Source organism: Amycolatopsis camponoti (assembly GCF_902497555.1).
In the GTDB taxonomy this organism is placed as follows: domain Bacteria; phylum Actinomycetota; class Actinomycetes; order Mycobacteriales; family Pseudonocardiaceae; genus Amycolatopsis; species Amycolatopsis camponoti.
Genome location: NZ_CABVGP010000004.1, coordinates 313,879 through 335,152 on the forward strand (window position 1 = coordinate 313,879; position 21,274 = coordinate 335,152).

Sequence of the window (21,274 nt, forward strand, 5' to 3'; positions counted from 1 at the left end):
GATGGCACCCATGGTGCAGGGAGGCGTATCCGGCCTGGTGACCGGCACGGTCTTCAAAACCGGTGAACGGCAGGTCCTGTCGTTGGCGGGTTCGATTCCCGTCCGCCTCCGCCATGCCTGACCCGCGCCGCGCGATCCCGCGGACCGACGCGGTCCTGGTCGAGCCCCGCGTCGCGAAAGCCGCCGGGACGCTCGGGCGTGACCTGGTCAAATCCGTCGTCACCGAGGTCCAGCAGGCCGCGCGGGACGGGGAGATCGCGCCCGGCGACGTCGTGGACGTAGTGCTCACACGGCTCCCGGCGAGCGCGGCGTCGCTACGGCCGGTGGTCAACGCGACGGGGGTCGTCGTGCACACCAACCTCGGCCGGGCGCCGCTGTCCGCGGCCGCCCTCGACGCCTTGCTGGCGGCCGGCGGCACCACCGACGTCGAGTTCGACCTCGCGACCGGCGAGCGGGCGCGCCGGGGCCGGGGTGCCCTCGCGGCGCTGGCCGCCGCCGTCCCGGACGCCGGCGCCGTGCACGTCGTCAACAACAACGCGGCCGCCCTGCTGCTCTGCGCGCTCGCGCTGGCGCCGGGTCGCGAGATCGTCGTCAGCCGGGGCGAGCTGGTCGAGATCGGGGACGGCTTCCGCATTCCCGACCTCCTGGCCTCGACCGGTGCCCGGCTGCGCGAGGTCGGCACGACGAACCGGACGTCCCATGGCGACTACGCCGGCGCCGTCGGCCCGGACACCGGGTTCGTCCTCAAGGTGCACCCGTCGAACTACCGGGTCACCGGCTTCACCTCGGAAGTGGCGCTCGGCGAGCTGGCCGGCCTCGGCGTGCCCGTGGTCGCCGACATCGGCTCCGGCCTGCTGACCCCGCACCCGCTCCTGCCGGACGAGCCGGACGCCGCGAGCGCGCTGCGGGCGGGTGCCACCGTCGTCACCGCCAGCGGCGACAAGCTGCTCGGCGGTCCGCAGGCCGGCCTCCTGTTCGGTGCCGCCGACGTCGTCGAACGGCTGCGGCGGCACCCCGCCGCGCGGGCGCTGCGCGTCGACAAGCTCACGCTGGCCGCGCTCGAAGCGACCCTCCGCGGGCCCGAACCGCCGGTGCGCGCGGCCCTCGGCGCGTCCGTCGAGACCCTCCGGCAGCGGGCCGAAAGCCTGGTCAGGGCCCTGGACGGCGGTGACGCCCGGGTGGTCTCGACGCGCTCGGCGGTCGGTGGCGGGGGAGCACCCGGCGTCGAACTGCCCAGCGTCGCGGTGAGCCTGCCCGCCCGGTACGCGGCCGCGCTGCGGACGGGTGAGCCCGCGGTCGTCGGCCGGGTCGAGCGGGACCGGTGCCTGCTCGACCTGCGGACCGTGCGGCCGGAAGAGGACGCGAAGCTCCTGGAAGCCGTCCGCCGATGCGGGTGATCGTCACCGCCGGGCACGTCGACCACGGGAAGTCGACGCTGGTGCGGCGGCTGACCGGGATGGAGCCGGACCGGTGGGCCGAGGAACGCCGCCGCGGGCTGACCATCGACCTCGGGTTCGCCTGGACACGGATCGGCGCCGAGGACGTCGCGTTCGTCGACGTGCCGGGCCACGAACGGTTCGTGCCGAACATGCTGGCGGGCGCCGGGCCCGCGCCGGCGGTGCTGTTCGTCGTCGCGGCCGACGAAGGCTGGATGCCGCAGTCGGCCGAGCACCTCGCCGCGCTGGACGCGTTCGGCGTCCGGCGTGGGCTGCTGGTCGTCACGAAGGCCGACCGGGCCGACCCGGCGGTCGCGACCGAAGCCGCGCTCAGCGAGATCGCCGCGACGTCGCTGGGCGCGGTGCCGAGCGTGGCCGTCAGCGGGAAGACCGGTGCGGGTTTCGACGAGCTGCGCACGGCGATCGCCGCGCTGGCTGGAGGGCTGCCGTTGCCCGATCCGGACGCCGATGTCCGGCTGTGGATCGACCGGGCGTTCACCGTTTCGGGTGCGGGCACGGTCGTCACCGGAACGCTCGCCGCGGGGACCATCGCCGTCGGCGACGAGCTGCTGCTCGGGGACGCGCGGGTGAAGGTCCGCGGCCTGCAGGCGCTCGGCGAAGCACACGACCAGGTGACGGCCGTGGCGCGGGTGGCGGTGAACCTGCGCGGCACGGCGCGCGCTGACGTCGGCCGCGGCGACGTCCTGCTCACGCCGGGCCGGTGGCACGAGACGGCGGAGTTCGACGTCCGGCTGAACGCGACCGACCTCCACCGGAACCTGGTGCTGCACTTCGGCACGGCGGCGGTGCCGGTGCGCGTCCGTCCACTGGGGACGGACACCGCCCGGCTCACGACGACGTCCGCGCTGCCGCTGCGCGTCGGCGATCGCGGGCTGCTGCGCGACCCCGGCGAGCACCGGATCGCCGCCGGGTTCGACGTCCTCGACGTCCGGCCGCCTTCCCTGGCGCGCCGGGGCGCGGCTCGCGCGCGCGGCGAGGAGCTGGCTTCGTCCGATCTCGCCGCGAGCTACCTGCGCCGGAACGGTTTCGTCCGCACCGCGGACTTCGCGGCGATGGGGTTGCCCGAAACGGGTGACCACGTCGGTGACTGGCGCGTGGACCCGGTGCGGTTCGCCGGGCTGCGGGCCGAGGCCACGGCGATCGTGCGTGCCTGGGACGCCCTCGCCGCGGGCATGCCGGTGGAGGCCCTGCGGCAGCGTCTCGGCCTGCCCGCGCCGGAGCTGGTCGGCCCGCTGCTGGCCGGAACCGGCCTGGACGTGGCGGGCGGGCTCGTGCGCCGGCCGGGTGGCCTCGCACCGGCGGTCGAGAAGGCCATGGAAACGGTGGTGAAGCGGCTCGCCGAGCACCCGTTCCGCGCGCCGGAGGCGGACGAGCTGCGGGAGCTGGGCCTGGGCCGCCGCGAGCTGGCGGCGGCGGTGCGCCTCGGCCGGCTGACGGCGGTGGCGGAGGGGGTCGTGCTCGGGCCGGACGCCGAGGAGCGCGCGGCCACGGAATTGCGCTCGCTGCCGCAGCCGTTCACGGTTTCGGAGGCCCGGCGGGCCTTGGACAGCACCCGCCGGGTGATGATCCCGCTGCTGGAGCGGCTCGACGCGGCAGGCCGGACGGAGTCCCTCGGCGACGGCACCCGCCGCACGGTGGGCTGAGCCACCGCATTTCGTGGCGGGTGAAAAATCGGGCGCGGGAAAACCCGCCGGACGGATGATTGGACCTGCGTTCCGCGGGTATCGCTATTACCGTGACCGGTATGAGCGTGCGTCGGTGGATCGAAGGCTGGCCGGTTTACCGGCAGCTGACCGGTTCCGATCCGACAGCGCGCGCGGCGGCGGCCAAATCGGACGGTTCGGAGAAATGGCACGCCCGCACCGAAGACGCCGACAAAGTGGTCAAATCCGTCTGCCCGTTCTGCGCCGTCGGCTGTGGCCAGAAGGTCTACGTCAAGGACGGCCGCGTCACGCAGATCGAGGGTGACCCGGACTCGCCCATCTCCCGCGGCCGGCTGTGCCCGAAGGGGTCGGCCAGCAAGCAGCTCGTGACCAGCCCGAGCCGCGTCACCGAGGTCCTCTACCGGCGCCCGCACGGCACCGACTGGGAGCGCCTGCCCCTGGACACGGCGATGGACATGATCGCCGACCGGGTCCTCAAGACCCGCGCCGAGACGTGGCAGGACGCCGACGAGCGGGGCCGTCCGCTGAACCGCACCCTGGGCTTCGCCAGCCTGGGCGGCGCGACGCTGGACAACGAAGAGAACTACCTGATGAAGAAGCTGTACACCGCGCTCGGCGCGATCCAGATCGAAAACCAGGCGCGTATTTGACACTCCGCCACGGTTCCCGGTCTGGGGACCTCCTTCGGTCGTGGAGGCGCCACGACGTTCCAGCAAGACCTCGCCAACGCCGACTGCATCGTCATCCAGGGCTCGAACATGGCCGAGTGCCACCCGGTCGGGTTCCAGTGGGTGATGGAGGCGAAGGCCCGCGGCGCGAAGATCATCCACGTCGACCCGCGGTTCACCCGCACCAGCGCGGTTTCGCACGTCCACGCGGCGTTGCGCGCCGGGACGGACATCGCGTTCCTCGGCGGCCTGATCAACCACGTCCTGGGCAACGACAAGGACTTCCGGGAGTACGTGCTCGCCTACACGAACGCGGCCGCCATCCTGCGTGAGGACTTCGCCGACACCGAAGACCTCGACGGCGTCTTCTCGGGCTACGACCCCGAGAAGCGCAAGTACGACATGTCGTCGTGGGAGTACGAGGGCTCGCCGACGCTGCCCGCGACCGGGTCCGCCGACCCCGAGCAGGCGGGGGAGCCGGGTTCCGAGCAGCACGGCGGTGAGGCGCACCAGCAGTCGGCCCGCGCCGACACCTACGGCAGCGGTGGGGCCGCGATCGGCGGCAAGCCGAAGACCGACGAGACGCTGCAGCACCCGCGGTGCGTGTTCCAGGTGCTCAAGCGCCACTTCGCCCGCTACACGCCCGAGATGGTCGCCGACGTCTGCGGCCTGCCGGTCGAGCAGTTCCTCGAGATCGCCGAGGCCGTCACCGCGAACTCCGGTCGTGACCGCACGACGGCCTGGGTGTACTCGGTCGGCTGGACGCACCACACGGTCGGCGCGCAGTACATCCGCACGGCGTCGATCCTGCAGACGCTGCTCGGCAACATCGGCCGTCCCGGCGGTGGCATCCTCGCGTTGCGCGGCCACGCCAGCATCCAGGGCTCGACCGACATCCCGACGCTGTTCAACCTGCTGCCCGGCTACATCCCGATGCCGCACGCGCACCAGCACCAGAGTCTCGACGAGTTCGTCGCGGCCGACGCGGGCAAGACCGGCTTCTGGGGCAACATGCGCTCCTACACCGTGAGCCTGCTCAAGTCCTACTGGGGCGATTCGGCGCAGCTGCACAACGACTTCCGCTTCGACTACCTGCCGCGCCTGACCGGCGACCACGGGACGTACGCGACCGTGCAGAAGCAGATCGAGGGGGAGTGCAAGGGGTACTTCCTGGTCGGGGAGAACCCGGCGGTCGGCTCGGCCAACGGCAAGTTCCAGCGGCTCGGCCTGGCCAACCTCGACTGGCTCGTCGTCCGCGATCTGCAGATGATCGAGAGTGCGACCTTCTGGAAGGACGGCCCGGAGATCGAGACGGGCGAGCTGAAGCCGGAGGAGATCGGCACCGAGGTCTTCTTCCTGCCCGCCGCCGCGCACACCGAGAAGGACGGCAGCTTCACCAACACCCAGCGCCTGCTGCAGTGGCACCACAAGGCCGTCGAGCCACCCGGGGACGCCCGCAGCGACCTGTGGTTCTACTACCACCTCGGCCGGATCATCCGGGAACGCATCGGCGACGACCCGCGCGACGCGCCGATCCGCGACCTGACCTGGAGCTACCCGGTCGAGGGTGAGACCGACGACCCGGTCGCGGAGTCCGTGCTCGCGGAGATCAACGGCCACGGCCCGGAGGGCCCGCTCTCGGCGTACACCGAACTGAAGGACGACGGCTCGACGGCGTGCGGCTGCTGGATCTACTGCGGCGTCCGGGCCGGGGGGAAGAACCAGGCCGCGAACCGGCAGCCGGGCCAGGAGCAGGACTGGGTCGCGAAGGGCTGGGCGTGGGCGTGGCCGGCGAACCGGCGGATCCTCTACAACCGCGCGTCGGCCGACCCGGACGGGAAGCCGTGGAGCGAGCGGAAGAAGCTGCTCAGCTGGGACGCCGAGCAGGGCAAGTGGGTCGGCCCGGACGTCCCGGACTTCGAGCCGACGAAGGCGCCGGACCACGTGCCGCCCGAGGGCGCCAAGGCCCAGGACGCGCTCGGCGGGCGTGACCCGTTCATCATGCAGACCGACGGCAAGGCCTGGCTCTACGTCCCGGCCGGCCTGGCCGACGGCCCGCTGCCCGCGCACTACGAGCCGTTCGAGAGCCCGGTGGAAAACGCCCTCTACGGCCAGCAGGAGTCACCGACGCGCCAGACCTTGGACAGTCCGTCGAACCCGTACAACCCTGCGCGCAGCGCGGTCTACCCGTACGTGTTCACCACCTACCGGCTCACCGAGCACCACACGGCCGGCGGCATGAGCCGGACGCTGCCCTACCTTTCCGAACTGCAGCCGGAGTTCTTCTGCGAGGTGTCGCCCGCCCTCGCGGCCGAACGCGGCCTCGAGCACGGCGGCTGGGCGACGATCATCTCGGCGCGGACGGCGATCGAGGCCCGCGTGCTCGTTACCGACCGCGTGAAGCCGCTCAAGGTCCGCGGCCGGACGATCCACCAGATCGGCCTGCCGTACCACTGGGGCCCGAACGGGCTCTCGCGCGGGGACGCGGCCAACGACCTGCTCTCCATCGTGATGGACCCGAACGTGCACATCCAGGAATCCAAGGCGGCCACCTGCGACATCCGGCCGGGACGGCGCCCGCGCGGCGCCGCGCTGCCGGAGTTCGTGGCCGAGTACCGGAAGCGAGCGGATGGCTGACTACGGCACCCAGCCCCGGATGGGGTTCTTCACCGACACGTCGGTGTGCATCGGCTGCAAGGCCTGCGAAGTCGCGTGCAAGGAGTGGAACGGCGTGCCCGAATCGGGCGGGCTCGACCTCCTGGGCATGTCCTACGACAACACCGGTGCCCTGGGCTCGAACACGTGGCGGCACGTGGCTTTCGTCGAGCAGCCGAAGAAACCCGCCGTGGACCTCGGGATGCCGGACGTCGGCGCGCCGGCGCAGGACGACCCGGGCGTGCGGTGGCTGATGTCGAGCGACGTCTGCAAGCACTGCACGCACGCCGCCTGCCTCGACGTCTGCCCGACCGGGTCGCTGTTCCGCACCGAGTTCGGCACCGTCGTCGTGCAGCAGGACATCTGCAACGGCTGCGGCTACTGCGTCCCGGCGTGCCCGTACGGCGTCATCGAAAAGCGCGAGAGCGACGGCCGCGCGTTCAAGTGCACCCTCTGCTACGACCGGCTCGGCGCGGGCATGGAACCGGCGTGCGCCAAGGCGTGCCCGACCGACTCCATCCAGTTCGGCGAGCTGGAGGAACTGCGCGAACGCGCCGACGAACGCGTGCGGACGCTGCACGACTCGGGCGTGCCGGAGGCTCGGCTCTACGGCCGGGACCCCGAGGACGGCGTCGGCGGCGACGGCGCGTTCTTCCTGCTGCTGGACGAACCCGAGGTCTACGGCCTGCCGCCGGACCCGGTCGTCACGACGCGGGACCTGCCGGCGATGTGGAAGCGGGCCGCGGTGACGGCGGCCGGTGTCGCCGTGGCCGTCGCGGCGTCGTTCCTGGGACGCCGGCGATGAGCCCGCGCCGCGAACCGACGATGGTCGAGCCCGCCGAGTTCGAGTCCTACTACGGCCGGCCGATCCTCAAGGAACCGGCCTGGAAGCAGCCGGACGTGCCGCTGTACCTGTTCCTCGGCGGTGCGGCGGGCGCGTCGGCGACGATGGCCGTCCTCGCCGAGGTCACCGGCCGCCCGGCCTTGGCCCGCGTCGGCAAGCTGGTCGCGTCCGGCGGGTCGCTGGCCAGCGTCGTCGCGCTGATCCACGACCTGGGGAAGCCGACGCGGTTCCTGCACATGCTGCGGGTGCTGAAGCCGACGTCGCCGCTTTCGGTGGGGTCGTGGATCCTGTCGCCGTTCTCCGGGCTGGCCGCGGTGTCGGCGGCGTCCGAGGTCACCGGGCGGCTGCCGCGGATCGGCAGGCTGGCGGGCCTCGGTGCCGGGGTGCTCGGCCCGGCGATGTGCACGTACACGGCGGTGCTGCTGGCGGACACCGCGACTCCGTCGTGGCACGAGGCCCACGGCACGCTCCCGGTGCTGTTCGCGGGCAGCGCGTTGACGAGCGGCGCCGGCGCGGCCCTGGTGGCCGCTCCGCCGGGCGAGACCGGCCCGGCGATCCGGGCCGGTCTGGTGGGCGCGGTCGCGGAACTGGTGGCGGAGCACCACCTGGAGACCGGGCTGGGCCTGCTGTCGGAGCCGTACCGGACGGGCCGCGCGGGCAAGCTCCTGAAGGCGGCGAAGGCGCTGACGGCGGCGGGCGCGGGACTTTCCCTGCTGGCGAAGCGGAACCGGGCGGCGGGCGTGCTGGCCGGAGCGGCCTACCTGGCTTCGGGACTGTGCACGCGGTTCGGCGTCTACGCCGCGGGCGTCGAATCCACAAAGGACCCGAAGTACGTCGTGATCCCGCAGCGCGAGCGGCTCGAGCGCCGGTCCGCGGAAGGCTGAACGCAGAACTGCCGCACCCCGGAAGCCGGGGTGCGGCAGCGGAAAGAACTACGGATCAGTCCTTGTCCTTGACGCCCTTGACGGCGTCCTTGATCTTCTCGCCGGCCTGCTTGAGGGAGCCCTTGGCCTGGTCGGCCTTGCCTTCGGCCTGCCACTGCTCGTTGCCCGTGGCGTCGCCGACCGCTTCCTTGGCCCGGCCCTTGAGCTCTTCGCCCTTGTTCTCGAACTTGTCGTTCATGGGATGCACCTTCCGTCGCGGCGACATTTCCGGATCGGCCAGTCGCCAAAAGGGCCTTGTCCATCGATTACCCACTCGCCCGGCGCCTACACATCCTCATGCCCAGACGAGCGCCGTGAGGACCGTCACGCCCACGAGGAGCCAGGCGACGTAGTCCCCGACGTGACCCGAATGGCCGCGGTGCAGCACTTCCAGGGCCGTCCGGACCGGCCGCGGCCACGGCGGGAGCCGGTGGGGCCACAGCGCCACCGCGGTGACGCCGAGCGCCAGCAGCACCGTGATCCCGGCGGACAGCAGGCCGGCCGACGTCCACTCGGCCGACACCGGCGGCAGGGACCCGGGTGACCCGACGGCGGGCAGGACGTCGTGCAGGTAGCCGTCGCGGTCGGCGTCCTGCCGCCCGGCCGTCACGGCGGCGTCGCGCAGCCACGGGACCGTGCCCACGGCGAGGGCGGCGGCCGCCAGCACCGCGACGATCGCCCCGGTCATCGTCGCCGGGGTGCGCTCGATGCGGCCGCCCGTCTCGGGCTCCTCGTCCGTCCCGGCGGTCCGGTCGCCGTCGTCGCGCCGCGGCGGCCGGCCCAGTCCGAAGTAGACACCCAGGCCGGCGCGCAGCACCGCGGCCGCCGTCACCGCGGTGACGGCCACGGACACCGCCACCAGCCAGCCGTACCCGGTGTGCTCCAGCGCGTGGTCCGCGACGTCGTTGCCGAACGCGACGCCGAACGGCGGCAGCCCGGCCAGCACCAGCGCCGCGAGCACGAACAGCCCGCCCTCGAGCCGGGAATGCCCGCACCTGCCGAACAGCTCGTCCTCGTCGACGCTGCCGTAGCGGTCCTTGAGCACCCCGACGAGCAGGAACAGCGCGGCCTTGGCACCGGCGTGCCCGGCCACCGCCAGCACGAACCCCGTGCTCGCCCCGCCGCCGGCCGCGGACAGTCCACAGAGGAACAACCCGGTGTGCGCGATGGTCGAGTAGGCCAGCAGCCGTTTCAGGTGGCGCTGGGTGAAGCACAGGACGGCGCCGAGCAGCGCACTGGCGATCCCGAGCACCAGCAGCACCCGGGCGAACGCGCCGTCGTCGAGCACGCCGCCGAAGACCGTGCGCCGGACCCGCAGCACGCCGTAGACGCCCAGCTCGACCATGACGCCGGAGAAGAGCACGCACACCGGCGTCGGCGCGACCGCGTGCGCGTCGGCGAGCCAGAAGTGGAACGGCGCCGCGGCCGCCTTGACCAGCAGGCCGGTGCAGACGAGGACGAACGCGGCCAGCACGAGCGCGTCCGCGGGTTTCCCGTCGAGGGCGACGCCGAGCTGCGCGAGCCCGAGCTGCCCGCCGCGCGCGTAGAGCAGGCCGATGCCCATCAACGTGAAGTACGCGCCGAGGGAGTTCACCACGCCGAAGTTGAGCGCGCCCTGGACGGAGTCGGCTTCCTCGACGCGGTACCCGGTCAGCGCGTAGGCGACGCCGCTCATCAGCTCGAAGAAGACGAACAGGGTGAACAGGTCTCCGGTGAGCAGGAAGCCGAGCATGCCGGTCAGGAACAGCAGCATCATCGCGTGGTAGCGGGCTTCGACCGCCTCGAAGTACCGCCAGCTGTAGACGAGCGCGCACGTCGTCAGGAAGGACGCCAGCAGGGCCAGGGTGGTGTTGAGGCCGTCGGCGGCCAGCACGATGCCGAGCGAGCGCGCACCGTCCGGTCGGTGCCCGCCGAGCCAGCTCACGACGCGGCCGTGCTGCACGCCCACGAGCAGCACCGCCGTCAGGACGGTGACGGTCAGGGCCGCGGCGGTCGCGAGGCCGTCGGCCACCACGCGCGGCAGCTTCACACCCAGGCCGAGCAGCACGCACGCGGCCAGCAGCGGCAGGGCGACGACGAGGATCGGGAGCGCGGTCATCGGCTCAGCCGCGCAGCGCGCGCAGTTCGTCGGGATCCACTGTCCCGTGGCGCTTCGAGATCTGGATGGTCAGGCCCAGCAGCAGCGCGGTGATCGTCGCCGAGACGACGATGTCGGTCAGCGTCATCGCCTGTACCATCGGGTCGACGACGGGCTGGCGCTGGTCCTGGACGACGATCGGCGCGCCGGCCTGATCCTGGTAACCGATGCCGAGCAGCAGCACGTACGTCCCGGCCTGCGACACCGAGAGCGAGACGACGGTGTGCACGAGGTGCCGGCTGCGCACGATGCCGATCGCGCCGATCAGCAGCAGCCACCCGGCCACGCCGTAGCAGGCCATGCCCACGACGCCGTTCATGACTTCTCCTCGCGGATCAGGCCCTGGCCGAGGAACTGGGCCAGCAGCACCACGAGCCCGGCGGCGACCTCGATCCCGACCAGGATGCTCAGCACCGGCACGGTGCCCGCCGACAGCAGCGAGCCGAACTCGCCCTTCGGCAGCACGTTGGCCAGGAACGCGCCGCCGGCGACCAGCCCGGTCAGCCCGGCGACGACGTACAGGCCCGTCGCCGCCGCCTCGGCGTACTCGCACCAGTCGATCGGGCGCAGCCGCGCGAGCGCCGGGTAGCTGCCGGAGATGTAGAGCAGGTGCCAGCCGGTGGCCAGCACGACCCCGCCCTGGAAGCCGCCGCCCGGGGTGAGGTGGCCGTGCACGACGACGTCGATGCCGAGCAGGAGCGTCACCGGGAGCATGAGGTACCCGGCGAGCTTGACCACCGGCAGGACGTACCCGCGCTGGGGTTCGATCCGCTGTCGTTCCTCCGGGGACGGTTGCAGCAGCGACAGCGTGCCCACGACCGCGGCGGCGACGATCGTCTCCTCGCCGAGGGTGTCCAGCGCGCGCAGGTCGAAGTTGACCGACGACACGAGGTTCGGCGTCGCGCGGGCGATCGCGGCGGGCAGGGCGAGGTCGCGGTAGGCGTGCAGGGTGCCGCCGAACTCGGGCATCCGCAGGAAGGCCGTCACGAGCAGGACGGCCACGCCGAGCGCGCCGGCCGCGCACAGCCACGTCCGGGCCCGCGGCGTCATCGCCCGCCGACCTTCCGGATGGTGAGCAGCACGAGCAGCGGCACCACGGCCGCGCCGACGGTCAGTTCCGAGAACGCGACGTCGGGTGCTTGGAGCGCGACGAACAGCAGGGCCAGGGAGAGGCTGAACAGCGAGAGCGTGATCGCCTGCCGCCGCGGGTCCGGCGTGGCCACCACGGCGAACCCCGCGACGGCGACGAACGCGAGGGCGACGAGCAGCACGACCGTCGTCACGACGGCAGGTCCTCGTCGATCGCGCCCTGCCGCTGCGCTTCGACGCGCCCGGCGGCGGACTGCAGCACCGGACCGGTCACGGCGAGCAGCACGACGGTGAGCAGGATGGCGCCCGAGCCGAGGGTCCAACCGTTGGCCAGCGCCAGCCCGAGCCCGACCAGCGGCCCGCCCAGCGTGGTCACCGGGGCGAGCAGGTGCAGCCGGGTGAGCAGGGTCCGGGCCCGCAGCATCGCCAGCGCCGAGAGCACGACGACGGCGACCCCGGCGAACACGAGGACCTGCGCGGCGACCGTCATTCCGTCGTCCCCAGCAGCCGGATGAACAGCAGCGTGCCGGCGAAGGCCAGCACGGTCAGCGTGAGCGGCAGGATCACCGCGCTCGACGGGCCGTAGGCCTGCACGAGCAGCAGCAGCGTCAGGACGGTGACCGGGCCGGCGAGCTGGAGCCCGGCGAGGCGCCCGATGGCGTCCCCGCGCGCGGCGAGCCACAGAGCCGGGCCGAGGCCGCCCACCATGAGCAGCACGGCGGCCACCAGCCAGCCGGTCACCGGCGCACCTCGTCGAGCACGCGCGAGCCGCCGTCGAGCAGCCGGTGGACGACCAGTTCGCGGCCGGCTGAGGGGTTTTCGGGAGTGGCGACGACCATCGTCCCCGGCGTGCTGCCGACGACGAGGGCCGCGCAGGCCGCCCGGGCCTCGTGGACCGCGTCGGGTTCACGCGGTAAGCCCACGGTGTCGAACCGGCCCGCCCGTGGGTGCCGGACCACCTCGACCAGGACTTGGAAGGACTCGCGCACCGCCGCGCCGGGGACCGCGAGCAGCCAGCGGAACCAGCGCGCCCGGGGCCGCCACCCACCGCCGACGGCCCGGCGCGCCGCGCGGGCGGCGAACGCGCACGGCACCGCCGCGACCGCCGCGGCCACGATCTCCGGCAGCGACGGCGTCGGCAGCGTCAGGACCCACAGGGCGGTCAGACCGAGCCACCAGGGCAGCACCTCGCTCTTCACGCCGGCCGGGTACCCCGCGGCCGGGCCCGCCAACCGGGGCTCAGCGGGCAGGCAGGTGGCCGCCCATCTTCTCGATCCGCTGGATCGCCGGCTCCGCGAGGATGCCGTGGACCAGCACCGACACGGCGACGGCGAGCGCGCCGACCCGCCACAGCACGTCCTGGTGCGCCACCGGCAGCCGGTCGATCGCGTAGGCGAGGTAGAAGAGCGTGCCGATGCCGCGGACGCCGAAGAACGCGATCGCCAGTGTGGCGGGCCGACCGGCGGAGGACCCGAGCAGCGACACCCAGCCGACCACGGGCCGCACCACCAGCACCGCGACGACCGCGATCACCACCTCCAGCGGGCGGAGGCCGAGCAGGAGGCCGTCCCCGATGGCGAGGCCCAGCCCGAGCAGGGCGAGCGGGACGAAGAGCCGTTCCAGCTGGTGGCCGAAGGCGTGCAGGACACCGTGGTAGTCGTGCTCCCGTTCCTGCTTCCGCACGCAGACGGCCGCGGTGAACACCGCGACGAACCCGTTGCCGTGGGCGAACTCCGCCAGCGCGTACGGCAGGAAGGCCAGCGCGAGCAGGACCAGGCCGTCGCCGTACTCCGCGAGCCGCAGCCGGTCCGACGAGGTGCGGAAGATCGCCCAGCCGAGCCCGCGGCCGGCGACCAGGCCGACCACCACGCCGGTCGCGACGGGCAGCAGCAGGTCGACGAGCACCCAGGAGACGTCCAGGTTCGGCCTGCTGCCCGCCATCGCCAGCCCGAGCAGGACGAACGGCATGGCCAGCCCGTCGTTGAGCCCGGCCTCGGTGGTCAGGGTGAAGCGGATTTCGTTGTCCCGGGCCAGTTCCGGCTCGACGTCGGGGTGCGGCACGCCGATGTCGCCCGCCAGCACCGGGTCGGTCGGCGCGAGCGCCGCGGCCAGCAGCAGCGCCACGCCCGGCGCCAGCGCGAGCCACCAGTACCCGAGCGCGGCGATCACCAGGATCGACAGCGGCATGGTCAGCGCGAGCAGCCGCCACGTCGAGCCCCAGCGCTTCAGCCCGAACGGCCGGTCGACGGACAGGCCGGCCCCGGCGAGCGCGACGAGAATACCCAGCTGGGTGAAGGACTCGACGCCGTGCAGGTGCTGGGCGGGGTCGCTCCAGCCGTTGCCGTAGGGCGCGGGCAGCGGCAGCAGGCCCAGAGCGATCCCGGCGATCAGCATCACGAGCGGCACCGAGAACGGCCGGTCGGCCACGAGTTTCGGCACGATCGCCGCGGCCAGGGCGAGCAGGCCGGCCACGCCGAACAGCACCGTCAACGACGACAAAGGGTCCTCCTGCCCGCTCGAGCCGTGCCACCCGGGCGGGAGGTCCGTGCGCGGGGTCCCGGCCGAGCGTGAGCCGGTTCCGCCGACGCCGCCGCCCGGTGCGGATGCGGGTAGCGTGACCGGGAGGTGGCGTCGCGCCCGGGGTTCCCGGTGTGCGCGCGGCGAAACCGGTGAGGAGGCGCCGTGACGGCGGCGAACGGGGCCGGGCGGCCCTGCCGGTTCTGCGGCACGGTGCGCGGCCCCCGGGTCCCGGGCAAGGCCGGGCCGATCTGCGTGGACTGCGTACGAGCCGGCCTGCGGGTGGTCCACGACGGCGCCGACCGCGAAACCCCGGGCGGCGACGTGCTGGCGGCGGTGACCTCACCGCTGGCCGCGGTCTGCGAGTTCTGCGGCCGCCGCGAGCGCCGGACATTCCTCGGGCTGCGGCGCCCGCTGCTGCGGGTGACCTGCGCCCAGCGCGACGCGGTGATCTGCGTCGACTGTCTCGATCACGCCGGGGACGTGCTGAACCTCGCCCTGCGTCATTGATGGCGTGGCCGAGCCGGTACCGCCGCGGTCGAGCGGCGATACCGGCTCGTCAGGTCACGCGGTCGCGGTGAAGACGTACGAGCCCGCGGGCACGAAGTACGACCCCGACGACGACGGCACCGCTTCCGGCGGCGCCACCACCGACCCCGGCTGCGACGTCGGCACCTGCACCGTCGCCGACGACCCCGCCGGGACCGTCACCCGCAGCGTCAGCTTCCCGGCCGAGACCGACCAGTCGCTGACCGCGCCGCCGTACGGGGTCTCGTACGCCGACTTCGCCGACGTCACCCCGCCGCCCGGGCGCGGCGCCACCAGCAGCGACGCGTAGCCCGGGGACGCCGGCGACAGGCCGCCGACCGAGCGGTACAGGAAGTCGCCCACCGAGCCGAGGCCGTAGTGGTTGAACGAGTTCATCCCGGGGTCGTTGAACGACCCGTCCGGCTTGATCCCGTCCCAGCGCTCCCAGATCGTCGTCGCGCCGTGGCCGATCATGTAGCCCCAGCCGGGGAAGTCCGGCTGCAGCAGCACCTGGTACGCGACGTCCGCGTGGCCGTGCGAGGCCAGCACCGGCAGCAGGTTCTCGACGCCGAGGAACCCGACGCTGAGGTGACCACCCGCCGCCGCGACGCGCGCCGCCAGCTTGTCCGCCGCCGGCTGCACCCGGGAGGCCGGCAGCAGCCCGAACGCCAGGGCCAGGACGTACCCGGTCTGCGTGTTCGCGCCCACCGTGCCGTCCGCCTGCGTGAACCGGTTCGTGAACGCCGTCCCGATCTGGTCGGCCAGCGTCCCGTACTTCGTCGCCTCCGCGGTGTGCCCGGTGGCCGCGGCCATCCGGGACACCAGCCGCGACGACCACGCGAAGAACGCCGTCGAGATCAGGTCCTGCGCGGTGTTGTCGTTGACGTTGAGCCAGTCGCCGAACGTCTGGTGGTCGCGGATCAGGTCGGCACCCGAGGTCGATCGCAGGTACTCCACCCACTTGACCATGGCGGCGAAGTGCTCGTCGATCACGCCGGTGTCGCCGTAGCGCTGCCACAGGGTGTAGGGCACGATGACGCCCGCGTCACCCCAGCCCGCCGTGCCCGAACCGCTCAGCACGCCCGGCGCGACGTCGGTGAACGACCCATCGTCGTGCTGCGCGTCGACCAGGTCGTCGCTGAACTTGCCGAGGAAGTTCGCGACGTCGAGGTTGAACGTCGAGGTGCCGGCGAAGATCCCGATGTCGCCGGTCCAGCCGAGCCGCTCGTCACGCTGCGGGCAGTCGCTCGGCACGGACAGCATGTTCGAGCGCTCACCCCACAGGATGTTGTGCTGCAGCTGGTTCACCAGCGTGTTCGACGACGTGAACGTGCCGGTCTGCGCGCCGGAGGTCCACATCGCCCGGCCGGTCAGCGTCGACGCCGTCGGCGCGGACGGGAGCCCGGTCAGCTCGACGTACCGGTAGCCGTGCACGGTGAAGCGCGGCTCGTACGTCTCCGTGCCGCCGGTGCCCGCCAGGGTGAACCGGTCGGTCGCCTGGGCCGCGCGCAGGTTCGTCGTGTAGATCGTCCCGTCCGGGTTGAGCACCTCGGCGTGTCGCATGGTGACCGTGGTGCCGGCCGGGCCGGTCACCGAAAGCCGGTTCCAGCCGCTGAAGTTCTGACCGAGGTCGGCCACCCAGACCCCCGGCTTCGGCTGGGTCCACGCGACGGGCTTGAACTCCTGCTGCACCGTGACGCCGTTGTCCGCCTGCGGCACCAGGTTCGGCTTCGCGCCGGTCTTCACGCGGGGCGCGGCCCACGTCCGGTCGTCGAAGCCGGGCCGGTCCCAGCCGGTCGCCAGCCGCGCGTCGTAGGTCTCGCCCTGGTAGAGGTCGTCGGCGCGGATCGCGCCGTCGCCGGACTTCCAGGTGCCGTCGGTCGCGACCGTGGTGGACGTGCCGTCGGTGAACGTCAGCTTCAGCTGCGCCGAGTACCACGGCTCGGTGCCGTACTTCTGGCTGCCGGCGATGCCGATGCTGCCGGAGTACCAGCCGTTGCCGACCATCGCGCCGAGCACGTTCTCGCCCGGCTTGATCTGCCTGGTGACGTCGGAAACGCGGTACTGCAGGCGTTTCGCGTAGTCCGTCCACCCGGGAGCGAGGACCTCGCCGCCGACCTTGACGCCGTTGAGGTGGGTCTCCTGCAGGCCGAGCGCGGTGGTGAGCAGCCGCGCGCTCGCGACCGGCTTCGAGACCGTGAAGCTCTTGCGCAGCAGGGGGGCGGGGGCGCTGACGGCGACGTTCGCACCCCACGGCCCGGTGCCGTACGCGGTCAGTGCCCTCGCCGCGGTCCAGGAGCTGTCGTCGAACCCGGGCTGCTGCCAGCCGTCCGGACCGGTCTGGTTCGCCTTCCACGTGCCGTCGGTGCCGACCGTGGGTCCACCTTGGACGGTCAGCTTGGCGATCATCCCGGCCGGGCTCTGCGTGGTGTTCTCCGCGCTGATCGCGATGGTGTTCGTCCCGGCGGTCAGCAGGCTGCCGACGTCGACGACGGCCGCGGTCTTCCACGAGTCGGCGACGCGCGGGGAGTCGCTGACCCGGGTGCCGTTGACCCACACCGTCGCGGTGTCGTCGCCGGTCACGACCAGGGTGGCCTTCGACGGCGCCGCGGTCAGGTCGAAGGACTTGCGGAAGAACCGGGTGGCCGGCGGGACTCCGCCGATCGGGTCGCCTTCGGGGTACCAGACCCAGCTCGCGCCGGCGAGGTCCGGGCCGGCCGTGGCGCGGCCGAGGAAGGCGCCGGTCCACTCGGTGCCCGCGTCGCGCAACGCCGTTTCGAAGCGCTGCACCGCACTCCAGTCGCTCATCCGGCCTTGGCCGTCCCAGACGCGGACCTTCCAGGTGTAGGCGGTCAGCGACGTCAGCGCGGGACCGCCGTAGGCGACGTCGGCCTGCTGCGCGGACGTGACGCGGCCGCTGTCCCAGACGTCCTTGCCCCCGGCGGACACCACGAGCTGGTACGCCGATTGCCGTTGCTGCGCGGCCGAAGACGCCAGCTTCCAGCCGAACCGCGGCTGGTCGACGCCGATCGGGTTCGGGCGCTGCCCGACCGTCGCGCTCGCGACGGACAGCGGCGTCTTGGCCGACGCGCCCGGCGTGCCGACGCGCGTGCCCCACGGGCCGCTGCCGTAGGTGCCGAGATCCCGGGCGGCGGCCCAGGTCCCGTCGGCGAAGCCGGGCTGTTCCCAGCCGTCGGGCGCGGTCGTCGCGCTCTTCCAGCCGGCTCCGGTGGTGAGGTCGGTGGTGCCGGACGCGGTCGTCACGCGCACCCGTCCGAGCAGGCCGGCCGCGCCGCCGGAGTTGCGGACGGCGACGGCGAGCGTGTTGCCGCCGGGGGTCAGCGCGGGCCGCAGGTCCACCGACAACGCGGACTTCCAGGAGTCGGTGGTGCGGGCCGACGAAGCCAGGGGTTTGCCGTTGAGCCAGACGTCGACGGTGTCGTCGCCGGTGACGACGAACCGGGCGTCGCTGACCGCGGCGGCGGGGACGGTGAAGGCGGTGCGGAAGTAGCGGGTCGCGGCGGGCGCGGTCACCCGGGCGTCGCCTTCCGGGTACCAGATCCAGTGGGCACCGGCCAAGTCGACCGGGGGAGCGGCGCCGGCCGGGGGAACCGACGCGGCGGAGAGGACCAGGATCGCGGCGAGCGTGGTGGTGGTCGCGCGCCAGAGCTTCGAGGGCAGCATGCGGGGCTCCCTTACGGCGGGGATGGAGCGGCCAGGTTTAAAACGTTTCAATAGAGCCTGATACGTGACTGTAATCACGAACTCACACGTTGGCAATACTCCACCGGGACGTAGGGGCAGTGAATCGCTTCGACGATAGCGGGGATTCCTAAATCGTTTTAGGTCGCTCAGGCGTCCGTTTCGCGGCGAATCGGAGCGTTGACGAAAGCGGGCCGCGAGCTGCATAGTGCTCGCTGGTAACGCTCACATCATTCGGTCCCCTCTGGAGGCTTTTGTGTCTCAACGTCGAGACGACAAGAATGTTAGCGCTAACAATAAGACGCGGATCTGGCGCGTGCTGGTGGGCATCGTCGCGCTGGTGGCCGCGAGCCTGACGACCGCGTCGACGGCGTCGGCCGCCGCGTCCCTGCCGTGCGACATCTACGGCGCCGCGGGCACGGCCTGCGTCGCCGCGCACAGCACCACGCGAGCCCTCTACGGCACCTACAACGGGCCGCTGTACCAGGTCCAGCGCGCGAGGGACGGCGCGAAGACCGACATCGGCCTTCTGGCGGTCGGCGGCTACGCCAACGCGGCGGCCCAGGACTCCTTCTGCGCCGGGACGACGTGTCTCATCACCGAGATCTACGACCAGTCCCCGCGCCACAACGACCTCACGATCGAGGGCCCCGGCGGCGCGGGCGGCCAGGACACCGGCGTCCCCGCGGACGCCCTGCCGGTGACCGCCGGCGGCCACCAGGTCTACGGCGCTTCGTTCTCCGGCCGGATGGGCTACCGCGACAACACGACGACCGGCGTCGCCAAGAACGGCCAGCCCGAGGGCATGTACATGATCACCTCCGGCACGCACGTCAACGGCGCCTGCTGCTTCGACTACGGCAACGCCGAGACGAACAACCAGGACACCGGCAACGGCCACATGGACGCGCTCAACTTCGGCACCGAGTGCTGGTTCCAGCCCTGCCACGGCGCGGGTCCCTGGGTGCAGGCCGACCTGGAGAACGGGCTGTTCCAGTCCAGCGCCGGCGGGAGCCAGAACACCGCGAACACCGGCATCACGGCGCCGTTCGTCACCGCGCTGCTGAAGAACAACGGCCAGAACTTCTTCGCGCTCAAGGACGGTAACGCCCAGTCCGGCGGCCTCCGGACGACCTACTCCGGCCCCGAGCCGACCGCGGCCGGGTACTCGCCGATGCACCAGGAAGGCGCGATCGTCCTGGGCACCGGCGGCGACAACAGCAACGGCTCGATCGGCTCGTTCTTCGAAGGAGTGATGACCGCCGGGCTGCCGACCGACGCGGCGGACAACGCGGTCCAGGCGAACGTCGTCTCCGTCGGCTACGGCGGCCCGACCGGGTCCACCGGCACCCTGAACCCCGGCTCGGAGATCTCCGTGCGCGCGACCACCGCGTGCTGCACGAGCGACTACCTCCGCCACCGGAACAACAACACGGTGATCACGCCGGTCAGCTCCACTTTGGACAAGAGTGACGCCACGTGGATCGTCCGGAAGGGACTCGCCGACGCGTCCTGCGTGTCGTTCGAGTCCCGGAACTACCCCGGGGACTTCCTGCGCCACTTCGACTTCCAGGTGTACCGGCAGCCGATGGACGGCAGCGCGGCGTTCCGCGCCGACGCGACGTTCTGCCCGGTGGCCGGGAAGAACGGGCAGGGCTCGTCGTTCCGCTCGTACAACTACTCCGGGAAGTACCTGCGGCACTACAACAACACCGTCTACATCGCCGACACCAGCGGCGCCCACGCCTGGGACGCCGCCGGTTCGTACAACGACGACGTCAGCTGGGTGATCGCGCAGCCCTGGGCGCCCTGATCCGGCGGACGACGACCACGGCCGCCGCGCCCAGCAGCACCAGGGCGATCGGCAGTGCCGTGGGCAGCCACGGCCAGGCCCGGCCTTCGAAGCCGACGCCGTCGGTGGGCAGCTCCAGGACCTTCGCGGTCCAGCGCGCGGTCGCGACGTCCGTGCGGCGCGAGAGCGCGCTCACCGCGGTGTCGTAGGCGAAGCCGGGCCGGTCGTGGACGTACTCCGGAGCCGGGCCGCCGGGCGGGGGCGTGACCCCGCGCGTCGCGCCCGGCACGACCAGCCGGTCGAGGTCCGCCGCGGCGAGGGACGCTCGCGGCACGAAGGTCAGGCCGTGGCGGGACCGGATCGGGGCGCCGTCGGCACTCACGGCGAGCGTCCGCGAAGACAGCGACTGGCCTTCGGTGTCGAACACCGACGCCAGCTCGATCTCGCCGACGCCGTCGGCGAGCAGCACCCCGATCTCGTCCGGGTCCCACCGGAAGGCGGCGTTGACGATCGCGGCCGCGTCCGGCATCGACGCCGGCTCGTGCACCGGAACGGTGGTGCCGTAACGCGTCCAGCCGACCGCCTTCGCGGCGTCGGCCGCCACGTCGCGACCGGCGAGCCGCTCGACCCAGTGCAGTGTCCCGTCGATGCCCGACAGGATCCCGGCGGTGGTGACGACGTCGCCGTCGTCGACGAACCGCTGCCCGCGCACCCAGCGCACGGCCGGGTAGTCGCCGGCGAACGCTTCGAGCTTCAGCCAGTGGGCGGTGGCCGGACGGCCGTCGAGCAGCCCGGTCGAGGCGAGGACGCCACCACCGTTGCAGACGCTCAGCAGCTTCGCGCCGTGGGCGGCCTGGGCGCGCAGCCAGTTCTTGACCGGCTCGGTGCTCGGCTCGCCGACGTCCGGGAGCGCGGGCACGACGACGAGGTCCGGCGCCTTCGGGCCGAGCCGGGCGGCGAGGTCGTCGAAGCTCAGGTCGGGGACGAGGTCGAGGCCGCCGGTCAGCGGCTTCGGCTCGCGCTTCGGCGCGGCGGTGTAGACGTTGAACCGGCCGGTCGCGGCGAGGATCTCGTACGGCGCCAGGGTGTCGGAGACGACGGCCCCGCGGTCGCCGACGACGACCACCGCGGTCGGCTTGGCCGGGTCGTGCACCGGTGGCGCGGCGGCGGGCAGGGGCCGGTCCGGGCCGGGGGAGTACAGCGCGTCGAACGCGGACAGAGCGGAGACGGCGGCGCCGATGCCGGGGACCGCCAGCACGGCGACGACCAGGGCGAACCACTTCAGGACGGTCTTCATG

General features: G+C 72.7%; 18 protein-coding genes and 1 tRNA gene. 8 read left to right on the forward strand and 11 right to left on the reverse strand.

What is annotated here, in order from left to right; genetic code table 11:
- Positions 1-19: 19 nt before the first annotated feature.
- The 6 genes from AA23TX_RS48470 to nrfD all read left to right on the forward strand — a co-directional run bounded on the left by AA23TX_RS48470 (position 20) and on the right by nrfD (position 8,172).
- Positions 20-114, forward strand: a tRNA-Sec gene (locus tag AA23TX_RS48470).
- Positions 114-1,397: an L-seryl-tRNA(Sec) selenium transferase gene (selA, locus tag AA23TX_RS48475; protein ID WP_155549793.1), complete on the forward strand. Its 1,284-nt coding sequence runs from the start codon at positions 114-116 to the stop codon at positions 1,395-1,397. The genes AA23TX_RS48470 and selA overlap by 1 nt, the downstream gene beginning before the upstream one ends.
- Positions 1,388-3,100, forward strand: a complete 1,713-nt coding sequence (gene selB / locus AA23TX_RS48480) for a selenocysteine-specific translation elongation factor (protein ID WP_155549794.1) — start codon at positions 1,388-1,390, stop codon at positions 3,098-3,100. Before selA ends, selB begins: the two co-directional genes overlap by 10 nt.
- 101 nt (positions 3,101-3,201) lie before the next feature.
- Entirely contained in the window at positions 3,202-6,426 is a 3,225-nt protein-coding gene (fdh, locus tag AA23TX_RS48490) for a formate dehydrogenase (protein ID WP_230863143.1), read from the forward strand.
- Positions 6,419-7,249 carry a 4Fe-4S dicluster domain-containing protein gene (locus AA23TX_RS48495; protein WP_155549797.1) on the forward strand — a complete coding sequence of 277 codons (831 nt, stop codon included), beginning with the start codon at positions 6,419-6,421 and terminating at the stop codon, positions 7,247-7,249. Before fdh ends, AA23TX_RS48495 begins: the two co-directional genes overlap by 8 nt.
- Positions 7,246-8,172 (forward strand): NrfD/PsrC family molybdoenzyme membrane anchor subunit, encoded by a 927-nt coding sequence (gene nrfD, locus AA23TX_RS48500; RefSeq protein ID WP_155549798.1) that lies wholly within the window; start codon positions 7,246-7,248, stop codon positions 8,170-8,172. The genes AA23TX_RS48495 and nrfD overlap by 4 nt, the downstream gene beginning before the upstream one ends.
- 55 nt (positions 8,173-8,227) lie before the next feature.
- Here nrfD and AA23TX_RS48505 read toward each other — a convergent pair whose 3' ends face one another.
- From AA23TX_RS48505 to AA23TX_RS48545, 9 genes are all read right to left on the reverse strand, one after another.
- Complete coding sequence (locus tag AA23TX_RS48505) at positions 8,228-8,410, reverse strand: CsbD family protein (RefSeq protein WP_086675473.1); 183 nt, start codon at positions 8,408-8,410, stop codon at positions 8,228-8,230.
- 96 nt (positions 8,411-8,506) lie between these two features.
- Complete coding sequence (locus tag AA23TX_RS48510) at positions 8,507-10,309, reverse strand: complex I subunit 5 family protein (protein WP_155549799.1); 1,803 nt, start codon at positions 10,307-10,309, stop codon at positions 8,507-8,509.
- A gap of 4 nt (positions 10,310-10,313) precedes the next feature.
- Positions 10,314-10,667: a sodium:proton antiporter gene (locus tag AA23TX_RS48515; protein ID WP_155549800.1), complete on the reverse strand. Its 354-nt coding sequence runs from the start codon at positions 10,665-10,667 to the stop codon at positions 10,314-10,316.
- A complete protein-coding gene (locus AA23TX_RS48520; RefSeq protein WP_155549801.1) occupies positions 10,664-11,398 on the reverse strand; it encodes an MnhB domain-containing protein in 735 nt (244 codons plus the stop codon). The genes AA23TX_RS48515 and AA23TX_RS48520 overlap by 4 nt, the downstream gene beginning before the upstream one ends.
- A complete protein-coding gene (locus tag AA23TX_RS48525; protein ID WP_155549802.1) occupies positions 11,395-11,631 on the reverse strand; it encodes a hydrogenase subunit MbhD domain-containing protein in 237 nt (78 codons plus the stop codon). The genes AA23TX_RS48520 and AA23TX_RS48525 overlap by 4 nt, the downstream gene beginning before the upstream one ends.
- The gene (locus AA23TX_RS48530; RefSeq protein ID WP_155549803.1) at positions 11,628-11,927 is read right to left on the reverse strand and encodes a monovalent cation/H(+) antiporter subunit G; all 300 of its coding nucleotides are present in this window, start codon (positions 11,925-11,927) and stop codon (positions 11,628-11,630) included. Before AA23TX_RS48530 ends, AA23TX_RS48525 begins: the two co-directional genes overlap by 4 nt.
- On the reverse strand, positions 11,924-12,178 hold the full coding sequence (locus tag AA23TX_RS48535; RefSeq protein ID WP_155549804.1) for a hypothetical protein: 255 nt from the start codon (positions 12,176-12,178) through the stop codon (positions 11,924-11,926). The genes AA23TX_RS48530 and AA23TX_RS48535 overlap by 4 nt, the downstream gene beginning before the upstream one ends.
- The gene (locus AA23TX_RS48540; RefSeq protein ID WP_196425959.1) at positions 12,175-12,636 is read right to left on the reverse strand and encodes a Na+/H+ antiporter subunit E; all 462 of its coding nucleotides are present in this window, start codon (positions 12,634-12,636) and stop codon (positions 12,175-12,177) included. The genes AA23TX_RS48535 and AA23TX_RS48540 overlap by 4 nt, the downstream gene beginning before the upstream one ends.
- Positions 12,637-12,676: 40 nt before the next feature.
- Positions 12,677-13,936: a cation:proton antiporter domain-containing protein gene (locus AA23TX_RS48545; protein WP_155549806.1), complete on the reverse strand. Its 1,260-nt coding sequence runs from the start codon at positions 13,934-13,936 to the stop codon at positions 12,677-12,679.
- A gap of 183 nt (positions 13,937-14,119) precedes the next feature.
- Between AA23TX_RS48545 and AA23TX_RS48550 the strand changes: the two genes are divergently transcribed.
- Complete coding sequence (locus AA23TX_RS48550) at positions 14,120-14,464, forward strand: hypothetical protein (protein WP_155549807.1); 345 nt, start codon at positions 14,120-14,122, stop codon at positions 14,462-14,464.
- Between the two features lie 54 nt (positions 14,465-14,518).
- Here the strand turns inward: AA23TX_RS48550 and AA23TX_RS48555 are convergent, their stop codons facing one another.
- Positions 14,519-18,166 carry a family 78 glycoside hydrolase catalytic domain gene (locus tag AA23TX_RS48555; protein ID WP_155549808.1) on the reverse strand — a complete coding sequence of 1,216 codons (3,648 nt, stop codon included), beginning with the start codon at positions 18,164-18,166 and terminating at the stop codon, positions 14,519-14,521.
- A gap of 334 nt (positions 18,167-18,500) precedes the next feature.
- Here AA23TX_RS48555 and AA23TX_RS48560 point away from each other — a divergent pair, with 334 nt between their 5' ends.
- On the forward strand, positions 18,501-19,997 hold the full coding sequence (locus AA23TX_RS48560) for an alpha-L-arabinofuranosidase B (RefSeq protein ID WP_230863144.1): 1,497 nt from the start codon (positions 18,501-18,503) through the stop codon (positions 19,995-19,997).
- Here the strand turns inward: AA23TX_RS48560 and AA23TX_RS48565 are convergent.
- Complete coding sequence (locus AA23TX_RS48565; RefSeq protein ID WP_155549809.1) at positions 19,963-21,273, reverse strand: DJ-1/PfpI family protein; 1,311 nt, start codon at positions 21,271-21,273, stop codon at positions 19,963-19,965. The genes AA23TX_RS48560 and AA23TX_RS48565 overlap by 35 nt on opposite strands.
- Between the last annotated feature and the right edge of the window lies 1 nt (position 21,274).

Coding starts and splice junctions, on each gene's coding strand:
- AA23TX_RS48505 (WP_086675473.1), bottom strand. CDS start 8,410: ATGAACGACAAGTTCGAGAACAAGGGCGAAGAGCTCAAGGGCCGGGCC.
- AA23TX_RS48565 (WP_155549809.1), bottom strand. CDS start 21,273: ATGAAGACCGTCCTGAAGTGGTTCGCCCTGGTCGTCGCCGTGCTGGCG.
- AA23TX_RS48510 (WP_155549799.1), bottom strand. CDS start 10,309: ATGACCGCGCTCCCGATCCTCGTCGTCGCCCTGCCGCTGCTGGCCGCG.
- AA23TX_RS48555 (WP_155549808.1), bottom strand. CDS start 18,166: ATGCTGCCCTCGAAGCTCTGGCGCGCGACCACCACCACGCTCGCCGCG.
- selB (WP_155549794.1), top strand. CDS start 1,388: ATGCGGGTGATCGTCACCGCCGGGCACGTCGACCACGGGAAGTCGACG.
- AA23TX_RS48530 (WP_155549803.1), bottom strand. CDS start 11,927: ATGACGGTCGCCGCGCAGGTCCTCGTGTTCGCCGGGGTCGCCGTCGTC.
- AA23TX_RS48520 (WP_155549801.1), bottom strand. CDS start 11,398: ATGACGCCGCGGGCCCGGACGTGGCTGTGCGCGGCCGGCGCGCTCGGC.
- AA23TX_RS48515 (WP_155549800.1), bottom strand. CDS start 10,667: ATGAACGGCGTCGTGGGCATGGCCTGCTACGGCGTGGCCGGGTGGCTG.
- nrfD (WP_155549798.1), top strand. CDS start 7,246: ATGAGCCCGCGCCGCGAACCGACGATGGTCGAGCCCGCCGAGTTCGAG.
- AA23TX_RS48495 (WP_155549797.1), top strand. CDS start 6,419: ATGGCTGACTACGGCACCCAGCCCCGGATGGGGTTCTTCACCGACACG.
- selA (WP_155549793.1), top strand. CDS start 114: ATGCCTGACCCGCGCCGCGCGATCCCGCGGACCGACGCGGTCCTGGTC.